This window comes from Arthrobacter sp. C9C5 (assembly GCF_013359735.1).
GTDB lineage: Bacteria > Actinomycetota > Actinomycetes > Actinomycetales > Micrococcaceae > Arthrobacter.
The window spans coordinates 28732-44236 of the sequence record NZ_JABFMX010000019.1 but is presented as its reverse complement, the minus strand read 5'-3'; the positions used below and the strand labels follow the sequence as shown (position 1 = coordinate 44236).

General features: G+C 67.7%; 11 protein-coding genes. 8 read left to right on the top strand and 3 right to left on the bottom strand.

The genetic code is table 11. From position 1 onward, the window contains the following. Positions 1-14: 14 nt before the first annotated feature. Positions 15-1739: a flavin monoamine oxidase family protein gene (locus tag HNO80_RS14585; RefSeq protein WP_175323576.1), complete on the bottom strand. Its 1725-nt coding sequence runs from the start codon at positions 1737-1739 to the stop codon at positions 15-17. Beyond that, complete coding sequence (locus HNO80_RS14580; protein ID WP_175323575.1) at positions 1736-3277, bottom strand: amino acid permease; 1542 nt, start codon at positions 3275-3277, stop codon at positions 1736-1738. Before HNO80_RS14580 ends, HNO80_RS14585 begins: the two co-directional genes overlap by 4 nt. A gap of 160 nt (positions 3278-3437) precedes the next feature. On the opposite strand from HNO80_RS14580, the gene HNO80_RS14575 reads away from it, so the two are divergent. Beyond that, a complete protein-coding gene (locus tag HNO80_RS14575) occupies positions 3438-5195 on the top strand; it encodes a PucR family transcriptional regulator (RefSeq protein ID WP_175323574.1) in 1758 nt (585 codons plus the stop codon). Here the strand turns inward: HNO80_RS14575 and HNO80_RS14570 are convergent. Next, positions 5174-5986: a nitrilase-related carbon-nitrogen hydrolase gene (locus HNO80_RS14570; protein ID WP_175323614.1), complete on the bottom strand. Its 813-nt coding sequence runs from the start codon at positions 5984-5986 to the stop codon at positions 5174-5176. The genes HNO80_RS14575 and HNO80_RS14570 overlap by 22 nt on opposite strands. Positions 5987-6227: 241 nt before the next feature. Between HNO80_RS14570 and HNO80_RS14565 the strand changes: the two genes are divergently transcribed. From HNO80_RS14565 to HNO80_RS14535, 7 genes are all read left to right on the top strand, one after another. Then, a complete protein-coding gene (locus tag HNO80_RS14565) occupies positions 6228-7418 on the top strand; it encodes an ROK family transcriptional regulator (RefSeq protein ID WP_175323573.1) in 1191 nt (396 codons plus the stop codon). Positions 7419-7548: 130 nt separating this feature from the next. Beyond that, positions 7549-9105: a multiple monosaccharide ABC transporter ATP-binding protein gene (gene mmsA, locus HNO80_RS14560; RefSeq protein ID WP_175323572.1), complete on the top strand. Its 1557-nt coding sequence runs from the start codon at positions 7549-7551 to the stop codon at positions 9103-9105. Positions 9106-9150: 45 nt separating this feature from the next. Beyond that, complete coding sequence (mmsB, locus tag HNO80_RS14555) at positions 9151-10419, top strand: multiple monosaccharide ABC transporter permease (RefSeq protein ID WP_175323571.1); 1269 nt, start codon at positions 9151-9153, stop codon at positions 10417-10419. 64 nt (positions 10420-10483) lie between these two features. Next, the gene (locus HNO80_RS14550) at positions 10484-11584 is read left to right on the top strand and encodes a substrate-binding domain-containing protein (protein ID WP_175323570.1); all 1101 of its coding nucleotides are present in this window, start codon (positions 10484-10486) and stop codon (positions 11582-11584) included. Positions 11585-11794: 210 nt separating this feature from the next. After that, positions 11795-13252 carry an ABC transporter permease gene (locus HNO80_RS14545; RefSeq protein WP_175323569.1) on the top strand — a complete coding sequence of 486 codons (1458 nt, stop codon included), beginning with the start codon at positions 11795-11797 and terminating at the stop codon, positions 13250-13252. A 2-nt stretch (positions 13253-13254) separates the two neighbouring features. After that, complete coding sequence (locus tag HNO80_RS14540) at positions 13255-13962, top strand: ABC transporter ATP-binding protein (RefSeq protein WP_175323568.1); 708 nt, start codon at positions 13255-13257, stop codon at positions 13960-13962. A 124-nt stretch (positions 13963-14086) separates the two neighbouring features. Then, positions 14087-15157, top strand: a complete 1071-nt coding sequence (locus HNO80_RS14535; protein ID WP_175323567.1) for a Gfo/Idh/MocA family protein — start codon at positions 14087-14089, stop codon at positions 15155-15157. The last annotated feature ends 348 nt before the right edge of the window (positions 15158-15505 follow it).

The window sequence follows — 15505 nt, the reverse complement described above, 5'->3', positions numbered from 1 at the left end:
CGCGCCCAGGCCGGTCAGTCCAGGGCGATCGGGCCCAGCTCGGACAGCAGCTCCCCCGGTCCCGGGTTCCCCGGGGCGCTCCGGCCGCCGAGATGGTTGGCCACGCCCCAGACCGCGTTCAAACCGGTGGTGACGGCCCCCTCGGCCCAGCCGGCGGTGAAGGAAATGTCGTCGCCGGCGAGGAAGATGCCGCGCTGTTCGGCGGCCAGAGCATCCTGCTTGAAGTGGGTAAAGAGCCGCTGCTGGTAGCGGTAGTGCCCCGGGAGGTTGGCCTTGAACGCGCCCATGAAGTTGGGGTCGGCCTCCCACGAGACCGTGATCGGCTGGCCAACGATGTGGCTGGCAATGTCGACGCCGGGGTAGATCTGCTCAAGCGAGTGCAGCATGAGCTTCACCCGTTCTTCGGCATCGAGTGCCAGCCACTTCAGCGCGTCGTCGTTCCAGGTGTAGGACAGCAGGATCACGGCCGGCTGGTCCGGGCCGTTGTCCAGCAGGTACGTGGCCCGGTTCAGCCGGTCGGTCAGGGTCATGGACAGGACCTCACGGCCGCTCTCTGCGTCGATGTCCTTCCAGAACGGCCGGTCGACCATGACGAAGGTCTTGGAGGACTGCATGTAGTGCGAGCGCTCGATCGCGGTCCACAGCTCGGCCGGAAACAGTGACTCGTCCGTGTGGATCCGCGTCGACAGCAGCCATGACTGGCACGTGGTCACCACCGCCGGGTACGCCGCTTCGCGTCCCCAGCGTTCGCGGATCCGGAAGTCGCCGTCGCCGTCCCGGGCAATGCGGTCCACGGCGCCCCGCGGGGCGCCGGCGTGCAGCGAGGCCAGGGAGGTGCCGTCCGGCCAGTGGGCCATGCCCGACGGCGTGTGCTCCCACAGCGCCTCGGGGAGCCGCTGCGCGCCGCCGGCGATGAGCCGGTGCTGGTCATCGGCGTCGGTGTAGACCACCCGAAGGATTTCAAGGATGGAGTTGGGGAAGTCGGTGTCCCAGCCGCCGGTGCCGAACCCCACCTGGCCGAACGCCTCGCGGTGGGCGAAGCCTGCCTCTTTGAAGGCGTCGCTGCCGGCGATGAAGCCGTAGAACGTCTGTTCGTCCAGTTCGGAGAGCATCGCGTTCCACAGCTCCTTGATCCGGGCCGTGTCCCGGGCCCGGATGGCCTCCTGCATCTCGGCGAACGCGGCGCCGTCGTTCACGGCCGCCTTCCAGGCGTCCGCCACCTCGAGGAAGAACGGCGGCAGGTCCGCGGCGGTCTCGGCGTAGTACTTCTGGCCCGCGAGCTCGATCACGGTGCTGGAGGTCGCCGGCGCCAGCGGATTCGGGAATTCCTGGGTCTGCAGGCCGAGGAGATCCACATAGTGGTAGAAAGCCTTGCCGGAGACCGGAAAACGCATGCCGCCGAGGTCCGCTACGACGCCCGGGGCGGACGGAAAACTGGCGGTCCTCAGCCGGCCGCCGATCCGGTCAGCCTCATAGACCACCGGCCGCAGGCCCAGCTTCATGAGCTCGTAGGCGGTCACCAGCCCGGACAGGCCGGCACCGACGACGGCGACTTCGGTCCCGTACAGTTCGGGCGGCACGGATCCCAGGCCCTCCGGGTGGGCCAGGTAGTGGTCATAGCTGAACGGGAAATCCGGATTCAGCATGGTGATGGGCGCCGCGGACGTCCCGTCCCCGGCCGGGACATGCGCCGGGGTGGAAGCCGGACCGGGGGGCGGCAGTTCGGTGGCGGTGGTCATGAGATCTCTGCCTTCACTTCCTGGGTTGGGGTGGTGTTTGCGGGTTGGCGGCCGGATAGTTCACGGTAATCCTCGTGGCTCAGGGCTGCCACCCTGGAATTCTTCCGGCCGTACCCGAAGTAGGCGGCAAGGCCCACAAGCATCCAGGCAGCGAAGACCGCCCAGGTCTCGGCGCCGAGGTTGGCCATCAGGTAGGCACACATGATGGCGCCCAGGATCGGTGTCAGCGGAAAGAGCGGGACGCGGAAACTGCGCGTGAGTTCCGGCCGGCTGCGCCGCAGGTGGATGACGGCCACGTTGACCAGCGCGAACGCGAAGAGGGTGCCGATGCTGGTGGCGTCCGCGAGGGCGCCGAGCGGCACGAGGCCGGCAGTCAGCGCGACGGCGGTGCCCACGATCAGGGTTCCGGCAACCGGGGTCCCGGTCCGGGCCGAGACCCGGCCGAAGACCTTGGGAACGAGGCCGTCGCGGGACATGGACAGCAGGATCCGGGTCTGTCCGTAGAGGACGGTGAGCACAATGCTTGCGATGGCGAGCACGGCGCCGACGGCGAAGAGCACACCGACCCACGGCTGGCCGGTGATTTCCTCCAGGATTTTCACGAGGGCCGCTTCGGTGCCGTCGAACCAGCCCCAGGGCCGGGCGCCGATCGCGGCGACGGCCACGAGCACGTAGATGCTGGTGACGATCAGCATGGAGAGCAGGATGGCCCGCGGAAGGTCACGCTTGGGATTGCGGGCTTCCTCGCCGGCCGTGGACGCGGCGTCGAAGCCGATGTAGGAGAAGAAGACCCGGGAGGCAGCAGCCGAGACCCCGGCGGCGCCCATGGGCATGAGGGGCTCGAAGTGTCCGCCGTTGAACGCGGTGAAGGCCACGGCGCAGAAGAACAGCAGGATGCCGACCTTGACCAGGACGATCGCGGTGTTGATCCAGGCGCTCTCCTTGGCGCCACGGACCAGGAGCACCATGGCGAGGACGACTATGACGATCGCAGGCATGTTCAGCACGCCGCCGGCTCCCGGCGGCTGCGAGAGGGTGTCCGGAAGCGTCAGGCCGAAGACTGCCAGGGCCTCGTTGACGTACTGGCCCGCACCGACCGCGACGGCGGCCACGGAGACAGCGTATTCGAGCACCAGGCACCAGCCGCAGATCCAGGCCATGCCCTCGCCCATCGTGGCGTACGTGTAGGAGTAGCTTGACCCGGCGGCGGGCACCAGGCCGGCCATCTCCGCGTACGACACGGCCGAGAGCAAGGCTGCCAAGCCGGCGATAGCAAAGGAGATCCAGATGGCCGGGCCGGCCAGCGGAACCGATTCGCCCAGGATCACCAGGATGCCGGTGCCGAGCGTGGCGCCGACGCTGATCATGGTCAGCTGCAACACGCCGAAGCTGCGGACCAGCCGCGTGCCGCCGTGCCCGGTTTCGGCCTCGCGGACCAGTTGCCCGATCGGCTTGCGGCGCAGGAGCTGGGCGGCGAGCCCGGGGCGGCTGGCGGCGGCGGCCGGTGGGCGTTCCCCGAGCAGAGTTGGCACAGTCATCGTTGACGTCCTTATCTTCAGTAGTGGTCGGTTTCCCCAGACCAACCCTAGGGGTGTGAGCCACCTCTCACGGTTGTGCAAAATGACCTATAGTCTTCAGTCATGAGACATATTGCACCGGGATACGGCGTGCCGAGCCGCCGCCGGGAAGGCCCCGGCCGTGGCTGCTGAGGACGCCGAGCGCTTCGGCTTCGTCACGCTTGCGCAGTTCCTGCGCCAGCTCCCTGCGCTGGAGGTCCTGCACGACGCTGGTAACGGGGACGAGCGCCTACGCTGGGTCGAGCCGAGCGAGCTGGCCGACCCGACCCCCTACCTGCTCGACGGCGAGTTCCTGCTTACCGCCGGCCTTCCCTTCGAGGGTGGCGGCGGCAGCGAGACGGCGGTGGATGCCTACGTGCAGCGCTTGGTCCGGGCCCGGGTCGGGGCGCTCGGCTTTGGCCTGGAACCCTATTTCGAGGCCGTGCCGGACGCTGTAGTACGGGCCTGCCGGCGGCACGGGCTGACACTGGTGTCCATCCCGGGCAGCCTCCCCTTCGCCGCCCTGGGCCTCGAATTCTCCCGGCTCCTCGAATCCGACAACGCCAAGACTTTCCGCCAACTGGCCGACATCAACCGGCAACTGATGCGCGCGGTCCTGTCTGCGCGCCCCGAACATGAACTCCTGGCGGCCCTCGTGCAGCGCGTCCCGGTCTGGGCTGTGTTGTTCGGCGCGGACGGACGGGTCCGGGCCCGCGGCGCGGCCGGTTCCGCCGGGCTCCAGACCGGCCCCGGCGCCGCAGCGGGAGTCGATTCCGCCGCTTTGCAGCCGTTGCTGACCCGGCTGCTCGCCGGCAGCGGTCCCCGGGTGGAGATGGATTCATTCGACGCCGCAGGCTCTGCGCTGGTCTTCGGGTATCCGTTGCGCAGCACCCGGGACGCCAACCTCGGCGCGCTTGTCCTCGGCACGGACGCACCGCTGACCCCGGCCCAGAACAGCGTCGTCTCCACCGCCGTCGGGCTGCTGGAGCTGCTGGTCCGCCAGCGCACGAGCGGTTCCCTGGCCCCGAGCCAGCTGGCCACGGCGTTGCTGTTGCATCCGGAGACCGCGGCCTCCGGAACGGCACGGCATGTGACCGGCTTGAAGGACCTGCTGGCACAGAGCATTTCCTCCACCCGGTCCGGGCAGTTGCGCGTCGTCCAGGGCGTCCGCATCGGCGCCGCCGCCGGGGGCGCCCGGCCAGCGGACGGTCCGCGCCGCACAGGCGAAGCCCCGGTGCGGGAGCTGCTCGAATGGCGCCGGCTCTTCGACACCAAACTCGTGGAGCTCACCGACTACGGCTTTGCCGCCATTACCCGGCTCAGGGTCGACGACGCCCTGCTCGCCGAGGTGGAACGTCTCGGCTGGTGCCTGGTGATTGGCGGCGGCACCGAATTCGAGGGCCTGGCTGACGCCCACCAGCGCGCCTCCTCGCTGCGAAACCAGGTTCTCACCGGCCGCCGGAGCGTGCGGGAGGACGACGTCACCTGGTCCGTGACGGGCCTGCTCGGCCCCGAGGCCGGCACCCTGCTGGCCGGGCGCCTGCTGGCACCCTTGCTTGCGCTCGAGCCGGAGCGCCGCGACAGCCTGCTCGGCATTCTGCGCGCGTGGCTTGGCGAGAACGGCAGCTGGGACGCCACCGCGAAGGCCACGGGACTGCATCGCAACAGCGTCCGCCGGCAGCTCGGCGTCATTGCCGAACTGCTGGGCCTCGATCTCAACCAGGCCCAGGCCCGCGCGGAGCTCTGGGTTGCGCTGCAGTACCTGGGCGGGCCGGAGCTGCCCGACGCCGGGGGCGGCGCCACCGTCCCGGCTGTCTTCGCGGCCGCCGCTACCGACTCCCCCGCAGCCTCAAGGTCCGCCGGCCGGACGTCCGCCGCTCAGATTCCCCAGGCGCGGTAGAGCTCCGGGCGGCGATCGCGAAGATAGGCCACCGCAGCGTCGGCACCGTTCTCCGCGGCGGCGGCGTCCGCCGGCACACCGACGTCGGCGAACAGCAGTTCCACGCCGGTACCGGCCGCGGCCAGGACGGCACCGTCCGGGCCGGCCACGATGCTGCCACCCTGGAACTCGCAGCCCGCCTCCACGCCGGTGTGGTTGGCGTAGGCCACGGTCAGCTGGTTCTCCAGCGCCCTGGCCCGGACCAGTACGTCCGGCACGGCGTCGAATCCGCCGGCGAGGGCCGTGGGCACCAGCAGCAGCTCCGCGCCGCGCAGGGCGGCGGCCCGGGCGGACTCGGGAAACTCGATGTCGTAGCAAATGACCAGCGAGGTCTTGAGCCCGTGGAACTCCACGACATCCGGGGCCTCGGTGGCGGCAGCAAACGCTTCCCGTTCATCCGGGCCGAACAAGTGCACCTTTTCGTAGCCGAGCAACTCCTCACCGGACTCATCCACCAGGGTCGCGGATATTCGCCACTCCCCGGCCGGCGTCACGGCGGGCAGGCTGTACACCAGCGCGATCTGGTGCCGCCGGGCCACCTCGGCCAGGGCCGCGCGGAGCGCCGGCAGCGTGGCAGGGTCGAAGGCCGCACGCAGCCGAATCGGCGCGTAACCGACGGGAAAGAGTTCCGGCGTCAGCAGCAGCTGCGCGCCCTGGGCGGACGCTGCGCGCGCCGCATCCTCGACCGCCGCCACGTTCGCCGCCACGTCGAGCACGGCCGAGTTCGCTTGCATCAGGGCCAGCAGCACCATTACCACCTCGAGATTCTTCGGACTCTCCGCAGGCTTGCCGCGGACTCTCTTCCAGCCTAGCCTCGGCCCGAAAAGGCCGGGTTGGTGCAATTCCGCCCAGCCGGCGGGCGGGCAGGGCGGAACGTCCCTGCGGCGGGGCGCAGGCCGGGCGCCAGCACGCGGCGCCGCCGGAATCCCGTGGCACCGCCCTCCATGCGTTAACTTCTTGACTACAAGCCCCGGATGCGGCACGCTTCATTGCATGCCCTCACCAACGCGCTCAACGAGGAGCCGCACTAAAAACCCCGGGTCGCAGTCCGCGCTTCGGCATCTGAACCAGCAGCGGATCATTGAATGCCTGCTGGCCGGCCCTTCCACCCAGGCGGAACTGGCCCGGCAGACCGGCCTCTCTACGGCCACAGTCTCCAACATCGTCAAGATCATGCAGGACGCCGGGCTGGCGTCCACCGAACCAATCACCAGTTCCGGGCGCCGCGCCCTGAACGTCCGGCTCAACAGCAACGGTGCCGTCGCCGTCGGCATCGACTTCGGCCGCCGCCACCTCCGGGTGGTCCTGGCCTCGCTCAGCTACCACGTGGTGGCGGAGGAATCGGTCCTGTTGCCACTGGGCCACCACGCCGAGGAGGGCATCACCGCCGCCGTCGGGGTGCTGGACCGGCTGCTGGCCAATAGCGGCGTGGAACGCAGCGCCCTGGTGGGGGCCGGCGTCGGCATCCCGGGCCCCATCGACCGCCGTACCGGCACCGTGGCGCAGGGCGCCATCCTGCCCGAGTGGGTGGGCATCAACATCCTCAAACGCCTTGAGGAAGCGCTGGATCTGCCGGTATTTGTCGACAACGACGCGAATCTCGGCGCCCTCTCCGAGGTGACGTGGGGCCCGCACACCGGCATCAGCAACCTGCTCTTCCTGAAGATCGGCTCGGGCATCGGCGCCGGGCTGATCCTGAACGGGATGCCGTACTACGGGAACGTCGGGATCACCGGCGAAATCGGCCATGCCACCATCCACGAGCACGGCCTCGTCTGCCGCTGCGGGAACCGCGGCTGCCTGGAAACGATCGCCTCGACCACCACCATGATCGAACTGCTGGGCCGGGGCGAGGACGCGCCGCTGACCCCGGAGGACATCGTGCGCAAGGCCCTCGCCAGGGACTCGGCCACGCTCCGGGTGGTGGACGACGCCGGGCTCGCCGTCGGCCGCGCGCTGGGCAACGTCGCGAACCTCATCAACCCCGAGGTGATCGTGGTCGGAGGGCCGCTGGCGGGGCTTGGCGAGCTGCTGCTGGACCCGATCCGGCGCGGCCTGGTGCGCCACGCGGTCCCCGTCATCGGCGAAACCACCACCCTGACGATGTCCTCGCTTGGCGACCGCGCCGAGGCCCTTGGCGCCACCGCCCTGGTCTTCCAACATGCCGGAATACGGCGAAACTAAAGCAGCCGTTACCCACCCGTTGCGTTAAAGACTTGACGACAACGGCGTGATCCAGTTTACTTTTCCATCAGACGGCCCTGCGGTTTGCAGGGGCGGACAACGAAGTCATGCATTGGAGGCGTAAGGGCAGATGACGTCCCTCAACACGCACAGCGATCCGATAATTCTCGAGATGCGCTCCATCACCAAAGAATTCCCCGGCGTTAAAGCATTGGCCGAGGTGAATCTGCGGGTGAAGGCCGGCGAAATCCACGCCATCTGCGGCGAAAACGGCGCCGGAAAATCCACCCTCATGAAGGTGCTCTCGGGCGTTTACCCCTACGGCAGCTACACCGGCGACATCGTTTACCAGAGCGAAGTCCAGCAGTTCAAGGACATCCGGGCCAGCGAGCACGCCGGCATCGTGATCATCCACCAGGAGCTGGCCCTCATCCCGGAACTCTCCATCATGGAGAACATCTTCCTGGGCAACGAGCCGACCAGGCGCGGGGTGATCGACTGGGCCGAGGCACGGATCCGCTCCACCGAACTGCTGGCCCGGGTTGGGCTCCGCGAGGACCCGGACACCCCGGTCAAGGAAATCGGCGTCGGCAAGCAGCAGCTGGTCGAGATCGCCAAGGCGCTGAACAAGAAGGTCAAGCTCCTCATCCTGGATGAGCCCACCGCGGCCCTGAACGAATCCGACTCCCAGCACCTGCTGGATCTGATCCTGGGCCTGAAGGGCCGGGGCATCACCTCGATCATCATTTCGCACAAGCTCAACGAGATCGAGCAGATCGCCGACTCCATCACGATTATCCGCGACGGCAAGTCGATCGAGACCCTCGACGTCAAGGCTGACGGCGTCGACGAAGACCGCATCATCAAGGGCATGGTGGGCCGGACCCTGGAATCCCGGTTCCCGGAGCACGAACCCAAGATCGGCGAGACGTTCTTCGAGGTCAAGAACTGGAACGTGGGGCACCCGCAGATCCAGGACCGCCTGGTCTGCAAGAACTCCAACTTCTTCGTACGCCGCGGCGAGATCGTCGGCTTCGCCGGCCTGATGGGTGCCGGACGCACCGAGCTCGCCCGGTCCCTGTTCGGCCGCTCCTACGGCCGCTTCATCTCCGGCCAGGTCTACAAGGACGGCAAGGAACTGCACCTCAAGACCGTCAAGCAGGCGATCGACGCCGGCCTCGGCTACGTCACGGAGGACCGCAAGTCCCTCGGGCTGAACCTGCTGGACGACATCAAGGCCACCACGGTCTCGGCGGCGCTGAAGAAGATCAGCAAGCACAACGTCGTCGACGCCGACAAGGAATTCACCGTCGCCGAGCAGTACCGCAAGTCGCTGCGCACCAAGACGCCGTCCGTGGAGGAAGGCGTCGCCAAGTTGTCCGGCGGCAACCAGCAAAAGGTGGTGCTGGCGAAGTGGATGTTCACCGACCCGGACCTGCTGATCCTGGACGAGCCGACCCGAGGGATCGACGTCGGCGCCAAGTACGAGATTTACGGGATCATCCAGCAACTGGCCAACCAGGGCAAGGGCGTCATCGTGATCTCCTCGGAGCTTCCTGAACTGCTGGGGCTCTCCGATCGCATTTACACCATCTTCGAAGGCGCCATCACCGGCGTGCTGAACAAAGAGGAAGCCAGCCAGGAAAGCCTCATGAAACTCATGACTTCCGCCCGCAAGACTGCCTGACCCTCTGGACCATCCAGAACATTCCGGACAACAAGGACTGACAAAATGAACGCGCTCAAGAAGCTCTTTGGCGGCAATACCCGCCAATTCGGCATGATCTTCGCCCTGGTTGCACTGATCGTCTTCTTCCAGATCGCCACCGGGGGCAACACCCTCACCCCGGGCAACGTGATCAACCTCTTCAACGGCAACTCCTACATCCTGATCCTCGCGATCGGCATGGTGCTGGTGATCATCGCCGGCCACATCGACCTCTCGGTGGGATCGGTCGCGGCGTTCGTCGGCGTCAGCGTCGCCCTGATGATCCAGGACTGGGGCATCCCGTGGTACCTCGGCATCCTGTTCGGCCTGCTGCTCGGCGTCCTGATCGGCGCCTGGCAAGGCTTCTGGACCGCCTACGTCGGCATCCCGGCCTTCATCGTCACCCTGGCCGGCATGCTGCTCTTCCGCGGCTTCAACCAGTTTGTCGGCAAGTCCAACACCATCCCGGTCCCCGCCGACTTCCAGTACATCGGTTCCGGCTACCTGCCTGAATTCGGGCCCGTCACCGGCTACAACAACCTGACCCTGCTGCTGGGCCTGGCCGGTGTGGCGTTCGTCATCGTCAGCGAGATCCGCTCCCGCCGGAAGGCCAAGTCCCTGGGCGCCGAGGTGCCCGAAGCCTGGGTGACCGTCACCAAGCTCGTCCTGATCTGCGGCGCCATCCTCTACGCGACGTACCTGTTCGCGACCGGCCGCCCGGGCACCTCGTTCCCGATCCCGGGCCTGATCCTCGCCGTCCTGGTCCTGGTCTATGGCTTCATTTCCTCCAAGACCATCGTCGGCCGCCACGTCTACGCCGTCGGCGGTAACCGCCACGCGGCCGAGCTGTCCGGCGTGCAGTCCAAGAAGGTCAACTTCCTGGTCATGATGAACATGTCCATCCTGGCCGGCCTCGCCGGCATGATCTTCGTCGGCCGCTCCACCGCCTCGGGCCCGTTCGACGGCGTCGGCTGGGAACTTGACGCGATCGCCGCCGTCTTCATCGGCGGCGCCGCGGTGACCGGCGGCGTCGGCACCGTGATCGGCTCGATCGTCGGTGGCCTCGTGATGGCCGTGCTGAACAACGGCCTGCAGCTGCTCGGCGTCGGCGCCGACCTCACCCAGATCATCAAGGGCCTCGTGCTCCTGATCGCCGTCGCCTTCGACGTCTACAACAAGTCCCAGGGCAAGCGGTCGATCATCGGCATGATGATGAAGAACTTCGGCCGCGGCAACGAGATCAAGCCCGACGAGACCACCTCCACCAAAGAGGTCATTGCCAAGGAAGCCTGATCGGTTTCCAAGCCCCCGATACCCCTGATTCTCCGAACACCATCTATAGAAAGTGAACCAAGCAATGCAAATGATTGGTAAAGCAGGAAAGGCAGCAGCGATCGCTGCTATTGCGGCACTGGCGCTGACAGCCTGCGGCCGTTCCGACAGCGGAACTTCCGGTGGCGCGAGCAGCGGCGCCGAGGCGTTCCCCAAGGACTCCTCGATCGGCGTCGCGCTTCCCCAGAAGACCAGTGAAAACTGGGTGCTGGCAGAGAAGCTGTTCAACGACGGCCTCAAGGGTGCCGGTTTCAAGGCAGATGTGCAGTTCGCCAACGGCGGCGTCTCGGAACAGCAGAACCAGATCAGCGCCATGGTCACCAAGGGTGCCAAGGTCATCATCGTGGGTGCCATCGACGGCGCCCAGCTGGGTACCCAGCTCAAGCAGGCCAAGGACGCCGGCGCCACCATCATCGCGTACGACCGTCTGCTCCTGAACACCCCGAACGTGGACTACTACGTGGCATACGACAACTTCAAGGTTGGCGAGCTGCAGGGCCAGGCGCTGCTGGACGGCATGAAGGCCAAGAAGCCCTCGGGCCCGTACAACATCGAACTGTTCGCCGGTTCCCCCGATGACGCCAACGCGAAGGTCTTCTTCGACGGCGCCATGAAGGTGCTCCAGCCGAAGATCGACGACGGCACCCTCGTGGTCAAGTCGGGCCAGAAGACCTTCGAACAGGCCGTTACCCAGGGCTGGAAGGCTGAGAACGCCCAGCGTCGTGCCGACACCCTGCTGGCCGGCAGCTACGGCAGCGCCTCCCTGGACGGCGTGCTGTCCCCGAACGACACGCTGGCCCGCGCGGTCCTGACCTCGGTCAAGGCCGCCGGCAAGCCGCTGCCGATCATCACCGGCCAGGACTCGGAAGTTGAGTCCGTGAAGTCGATCATGGCCGGTGAGCAGTACTCCACCATCAACAAGGACACCCGCAAGCTCGTCGAGCACGCGATCACCATGGTCAAGGACATCCAGGCCGGCAAGACGCCTGAGATCAACGACGACAAGTCCTACAACAACAAGGTCAAGACCGTCCCGGCCTACCTGCTGGAGCCGGTCATCGTGACCAAGGAAAACGTCAAGACGGCCTACGTCGACGATCCGGTACTCGGACCGCTGACCAAGTAGTCTGACGCTCTAAAACCGGGCCCCGGCTCTCCCGCAAGGGAGGGCCGGGGCCTTTTTGTGCTCCGGTCCCGCGGATGCGGGTCGCGCCCGACGGCGGCCCACACCTTCACAGCGGATCCACAGCATTGCCCCGACGTCCGCACAGCAGCCCGTACCAGTGTGGGAGCAGCCGCCGGCCAATCCGTCCGGCGCCAGATCCCTAGGAGTACCGTGAGCGTCCTTGCCCGGAGTGTAGGCAACGCCTTTCGAAACAGGGTCAGGACCGCCGCCGTCGTGGCCGTCCTCGCCGTGGCCATCGGCCTTGCGCTGTCCATGCTCGTGGCCAACCAGGCCGTCACCGGCAAGGTCGCCGAACTGAACGCGTCGGTGGGCACAGTCCTGACCGTCAATCCGGCCGGCGGCCAGGGCTTCGAAGGCGGCGGCGAGCCCTTGACCGCCGCGCAGGCTGCCACCGCAGCCAAGGTGCCCAACGTGAGCAGCGTCGTCGGCACCAAGGCGCTGCGGCTCCGCAATGCCGCCGCAGCGGCAGCCGAGGCTGCCGCATCGCAAACCGGCCAGGCGGGACCCGGCGGACAGGGCGGCCCGGGCCTTCCTGGCGGCCAGTCGGCCACCTCCGTCACGACGAGCCTGAGGGCCGCGATCGACGCCGGCACACTCGGCAACCGCAACCAGTCCTCGGGCACTACAGGCGGCACCGGGAGCACCAGCCAGTCCGCGCCGGCGTTCTCGCTGCCGGTGACCGCGACGGGCATCGGCGCCGAGGTGGATTCGAGCGGCAAGGCCCTCCAACTGACCCAGGGCACAGGCCTGGGCAACTACACCGCCTCATCCGCCGGCGCGCTGCTCGGCATCACCTTGGCCGAGAAGAACAACCTCAAGGTCGGCTCCACGTTCACCATCGGAGACAAGACCTTCACGGTCAAAGGGCTGTTCGACGCCGGGACCGCCTTCGGCAACAATGCCCTCTACCTGACCTTGCCGACGGCCCAGAGCCTCGCCGCACTGCCGGGCGAGCTGTCCTCCATGATCGTCACGGTCAACAGCATGGAGAACGTCGACGCCGCGAAGACCGCCCTGCAGACCGCCCTCGGCACCGACAAGGCCGACGTCAGCCAGGGTCAGCGGAACCTGCAGACCGCGGTGAGTTCGCTGGACAGCGTCAAGAACATTTCCTTCATCGCCTTTGCCGCCGCCCTGGCCACCGCCGGCCTGATCATCCTGCTGATCATGGTCATGCTGGTCCGCGAGCGCCGCCGCGAAATCGGCGTGCTGAAGGCCATCGGCGCCCCCAACCGCACCATCGGGTTGCAGTTCGTGCTTGAGGCCCTGGTGCTGGTGGCGCTGGGCAGCGCGGTGGGTGCCGCCGTCGCCTCCTTCGCCAGCGGCGGCATCGCCTCGGCCCTGATCAGCTCCAACAGCACCACCGCGGCAGCCACCGGACGGCGCGGCGGGCCCGGCGGCTTCCCCGGCGGCTTCCCCGGCGGCTTCCCCGAAGGGAACCCACTCGGCGGTGCCAACCAGCTGCTGACCTCCGTCACCGCGAGCGCCTCGCCCGGCGTCATCGCCGCGGGCATCGCCGCGGTGTTCGGCGTCGCCATCATCGGCGCCCTCGTCCCGGCGCTGCTCACGGCCCGCATCCGTCCCATCGAAGTCCTCCGAGGAGAATAGCCATGATCGAAGTCAAGAACCTGGTCCGCACCTTCAAGTCCGGCGACCGCACCATCAAGCCGGTCAACGACGTGAGCTTCGAACTCGAACAAGGCACCCTCGCCTCGATCGTGGGCAAAAGCGGCAGCGGCAAGAGCACCCTGCTGTCCCTGCTCGGAGCCCTCGACAAGCCCACCAGCGGCGACGTGCTGGTCGACGGCGTAAGCCTGGCCGGCATGCCCGACGGGCAGCTGACGCGGTACCGGCGCCGGGACATCGGTTTCGTCTTCCAGCAGTTCAACCTCATCCCCAACCTGTCTGCCGTGGACAACGTGATGCTGCCGATGGAGTTTGCCGGCATCCGCAAGGCTGCGCGGGCCGAACGCGCCAGGCAGCTCCTGGAGCAGGTGCAGCTGGGCCCGGAAAAGCACGTGCGGCGGATCAACCGGCTCTCCGGCGGCGAGCAGCAGCGGGTTGCCATCGCCCGGGCGCTGGCCAACGAGCCCAAGCTGATCCTGGCCGACGAACCCACCGGCAACCTGGACGAGCAGACCGGCGAGCACATCATCGAGCTGCTCAGCGCCTTGAGCCGGGACTACAACACGACCATCCTCGTCGTCACCCACGACCGCGCTTTGGCTAACAAGACGGATCGGCGCTTCCGTCTCCAGCAGGGCCGGCTCACCGAGGAGACCGCGCGGAACCGCGCTGCTGCGTCACTTCCGGGCTAGCCAAGGCGCTGCGGGCGGATCCCGTCCGATCCTCCCGCAGCTTTCACCACCAAAGACGCATACCTCCCGCAGCTCGCGCCACCAAAGACGCATCCCTCCCGCAGACGGGTGAGAAGATGGCAGCATGTCTGCCCTTATTGCGAAGCCGTGGCTGTTCAGCCAACCCGACCAGGATCCGCGGACGGCCACCGGCGCCCGGCTGCGGTGGGGTGTGGTCGCCACCGGCGGGATCGCCGCCGCCGTCACCCGGGACCTCGAACTCCTCCCGGACGCGGAGCTCTACGCGGTGAGCTCGCGCAGCCAGGCAGCGGCCGATGCCTTCGCGGCCGACTATGGCTTTGCCCGGGCTTACGGGGACCACGACGGCGTGGCGGGCTATGAACGGCTGCTGGCCAATGACGCCGTCGACGTCGTATATGTCGCCACGCCGCACGCCCACCACCACGAAATCGCGTTGGCGGCGCTGCGGGCCGGCAAGCATGTGCTGTGCGAGAAAGCCCTCACCGTCAACGCCCGGGAGGCCGCCGAGCTCGTGGAGCTGGCGAGGGACAAGGGCCTGTTCCTGATGGAAGCGATGTGGAGCCGGTTCCTGCCCAGCATGCAGCGGGCCTTCGAGATCGCCGCTTCGGGCGAGATCGGCGAGGTCAAGTGGGTCGGCGCGGACCTGGGCTTCCCGGCCCCCTACTCCCCCACCTCCCGGCTGTGGGCTCCGAGGGACGGCGGCGGCGCCCTGCTGGACATCACCATCTATCCGTTGCTGTGGGCGTTGGGCACGCTGGGTTTCCCGCAGACGGTCAGTGCCACCGGCTGGATCAACGACGACGGCGTGGACGCCCAAAATGCGCTGACGCTGGGCTACCACCACGGGGCCCAAGCCCAGCTGACCTCCTCGCTTCTGGCCCATGGGCCGCGCGCCGCCACGGTGGCCGGGAGCCAGGGGTTCCTGCAGAGCCTGGGCTCGGTCAACAACCCCACGGAACTAGTCGTGCGGGTCGGCTTCGAGGAGCCGCGCGCCGAGCAGTTCAGTGTTGTGGGGCGCGGCTACAGCTACGAACTTCGCGAGGTTACCCGCTGCATCCAGCAGGGCCTCACCGAGAGCCCGGTGATGCCGCTGGAGGACTCCCTCAACACCATGCGGCTCTTCGACGGCGTCCGCGCCCAGCTGGGAGTGAGCTACCCGAACGACGTGCGCTGACCCCTGATTTCCGGGCTTTGCGGGCCCAAGTTTGCCGCGGGCTATGGACTCGCCCCGGCCCCCGGACTTACCCTGTAGACCAATCGTCGATAGATTCGGGGAGGTGTGTTGCGCATGGAATCTGCAACAACCCGTCCCCGTGCGCGCCGCTTCCTGCAACGGGGGCTGCTGGCCTTGGGAGCCGGGCTGACCTGGCTGGCGCTCTCCGCGGCCACGGCCAACGCCGACGAACTCAGGGTCTCCGGCGCGGTTCCACCCGCCCCCGGTTCGGCCGTCGTGACCATGATCCAATTCCCGAAAGCCGATGACCCGATAGCACCCGTAAGCCCGGCACCGTCGGCTCCAGCT

Bases quoted from the DNA above. Each gene is read 5' to 3' on its own strand.
- HNO80_RS14585 (WP_175323576.1), bottom strand. From the start codon at position 1,739: ATGACCACCGCCACCGAACTGCCGCCCCCCGGTCCGGCTTCCACCCCG.
- HNO80_RS14580 (WP_175323575.1), bottom strand. From the start codon at position 3,277: ATGACTGTGCCAACTCTGCTCGGGGAACGCCCACCGGCCGCCGCCGCC.
- HNO80_RS14570 (WP_175323614.1), bottom strand. From the start codon at position 5,986: ATGGTGCTGCTGGCCCTGATGCAAGCGAACTCGGCCGTGCTCGACGTG.
- HNO80_RS14565 (WP_175323573.1), top strand. From the start codon at position 6,228: ATGCCCTCACCAACGCGCTCAACGAGGAGCCGCACTAAAAACCCCGGG.
- mmsA (WP_175323572.1), top strand. From the start codon at position 7,549: ATGACGTCCCTCAACACGCACAGCGATCCGATAATTCTCGAGATGCGC.
- mmsB (WP_175323571.1), top strand. From the start codon at position 9,151: ATGAACGCGCTCAAGAAGCTCTTTGGCGGCAATACCCGCCAATTCGGC.
- HNO80_RS14550 (WP_175323570.1), top strand. From the start codon at position 10,484: ATGCAAATGATTGGTAAAGCAGGAAAGGCAGCAGCGATCGCTGCTATT.
- HNO80_RS14540 (WP_175323568.1), top strand. From the start codon at position 13,255: ATGATCGAAGTCAAGAACCTGGTCCGCACCTTCAAGTCCGGCGACCGC.
- HNO80_RS14535 (WP_175323567.1), top strand. From the start codon at position 14,087: ATGTCTGCCCTTATTGCGAAGCCGTGGCTGTTCAGCCAACCCGACCAG.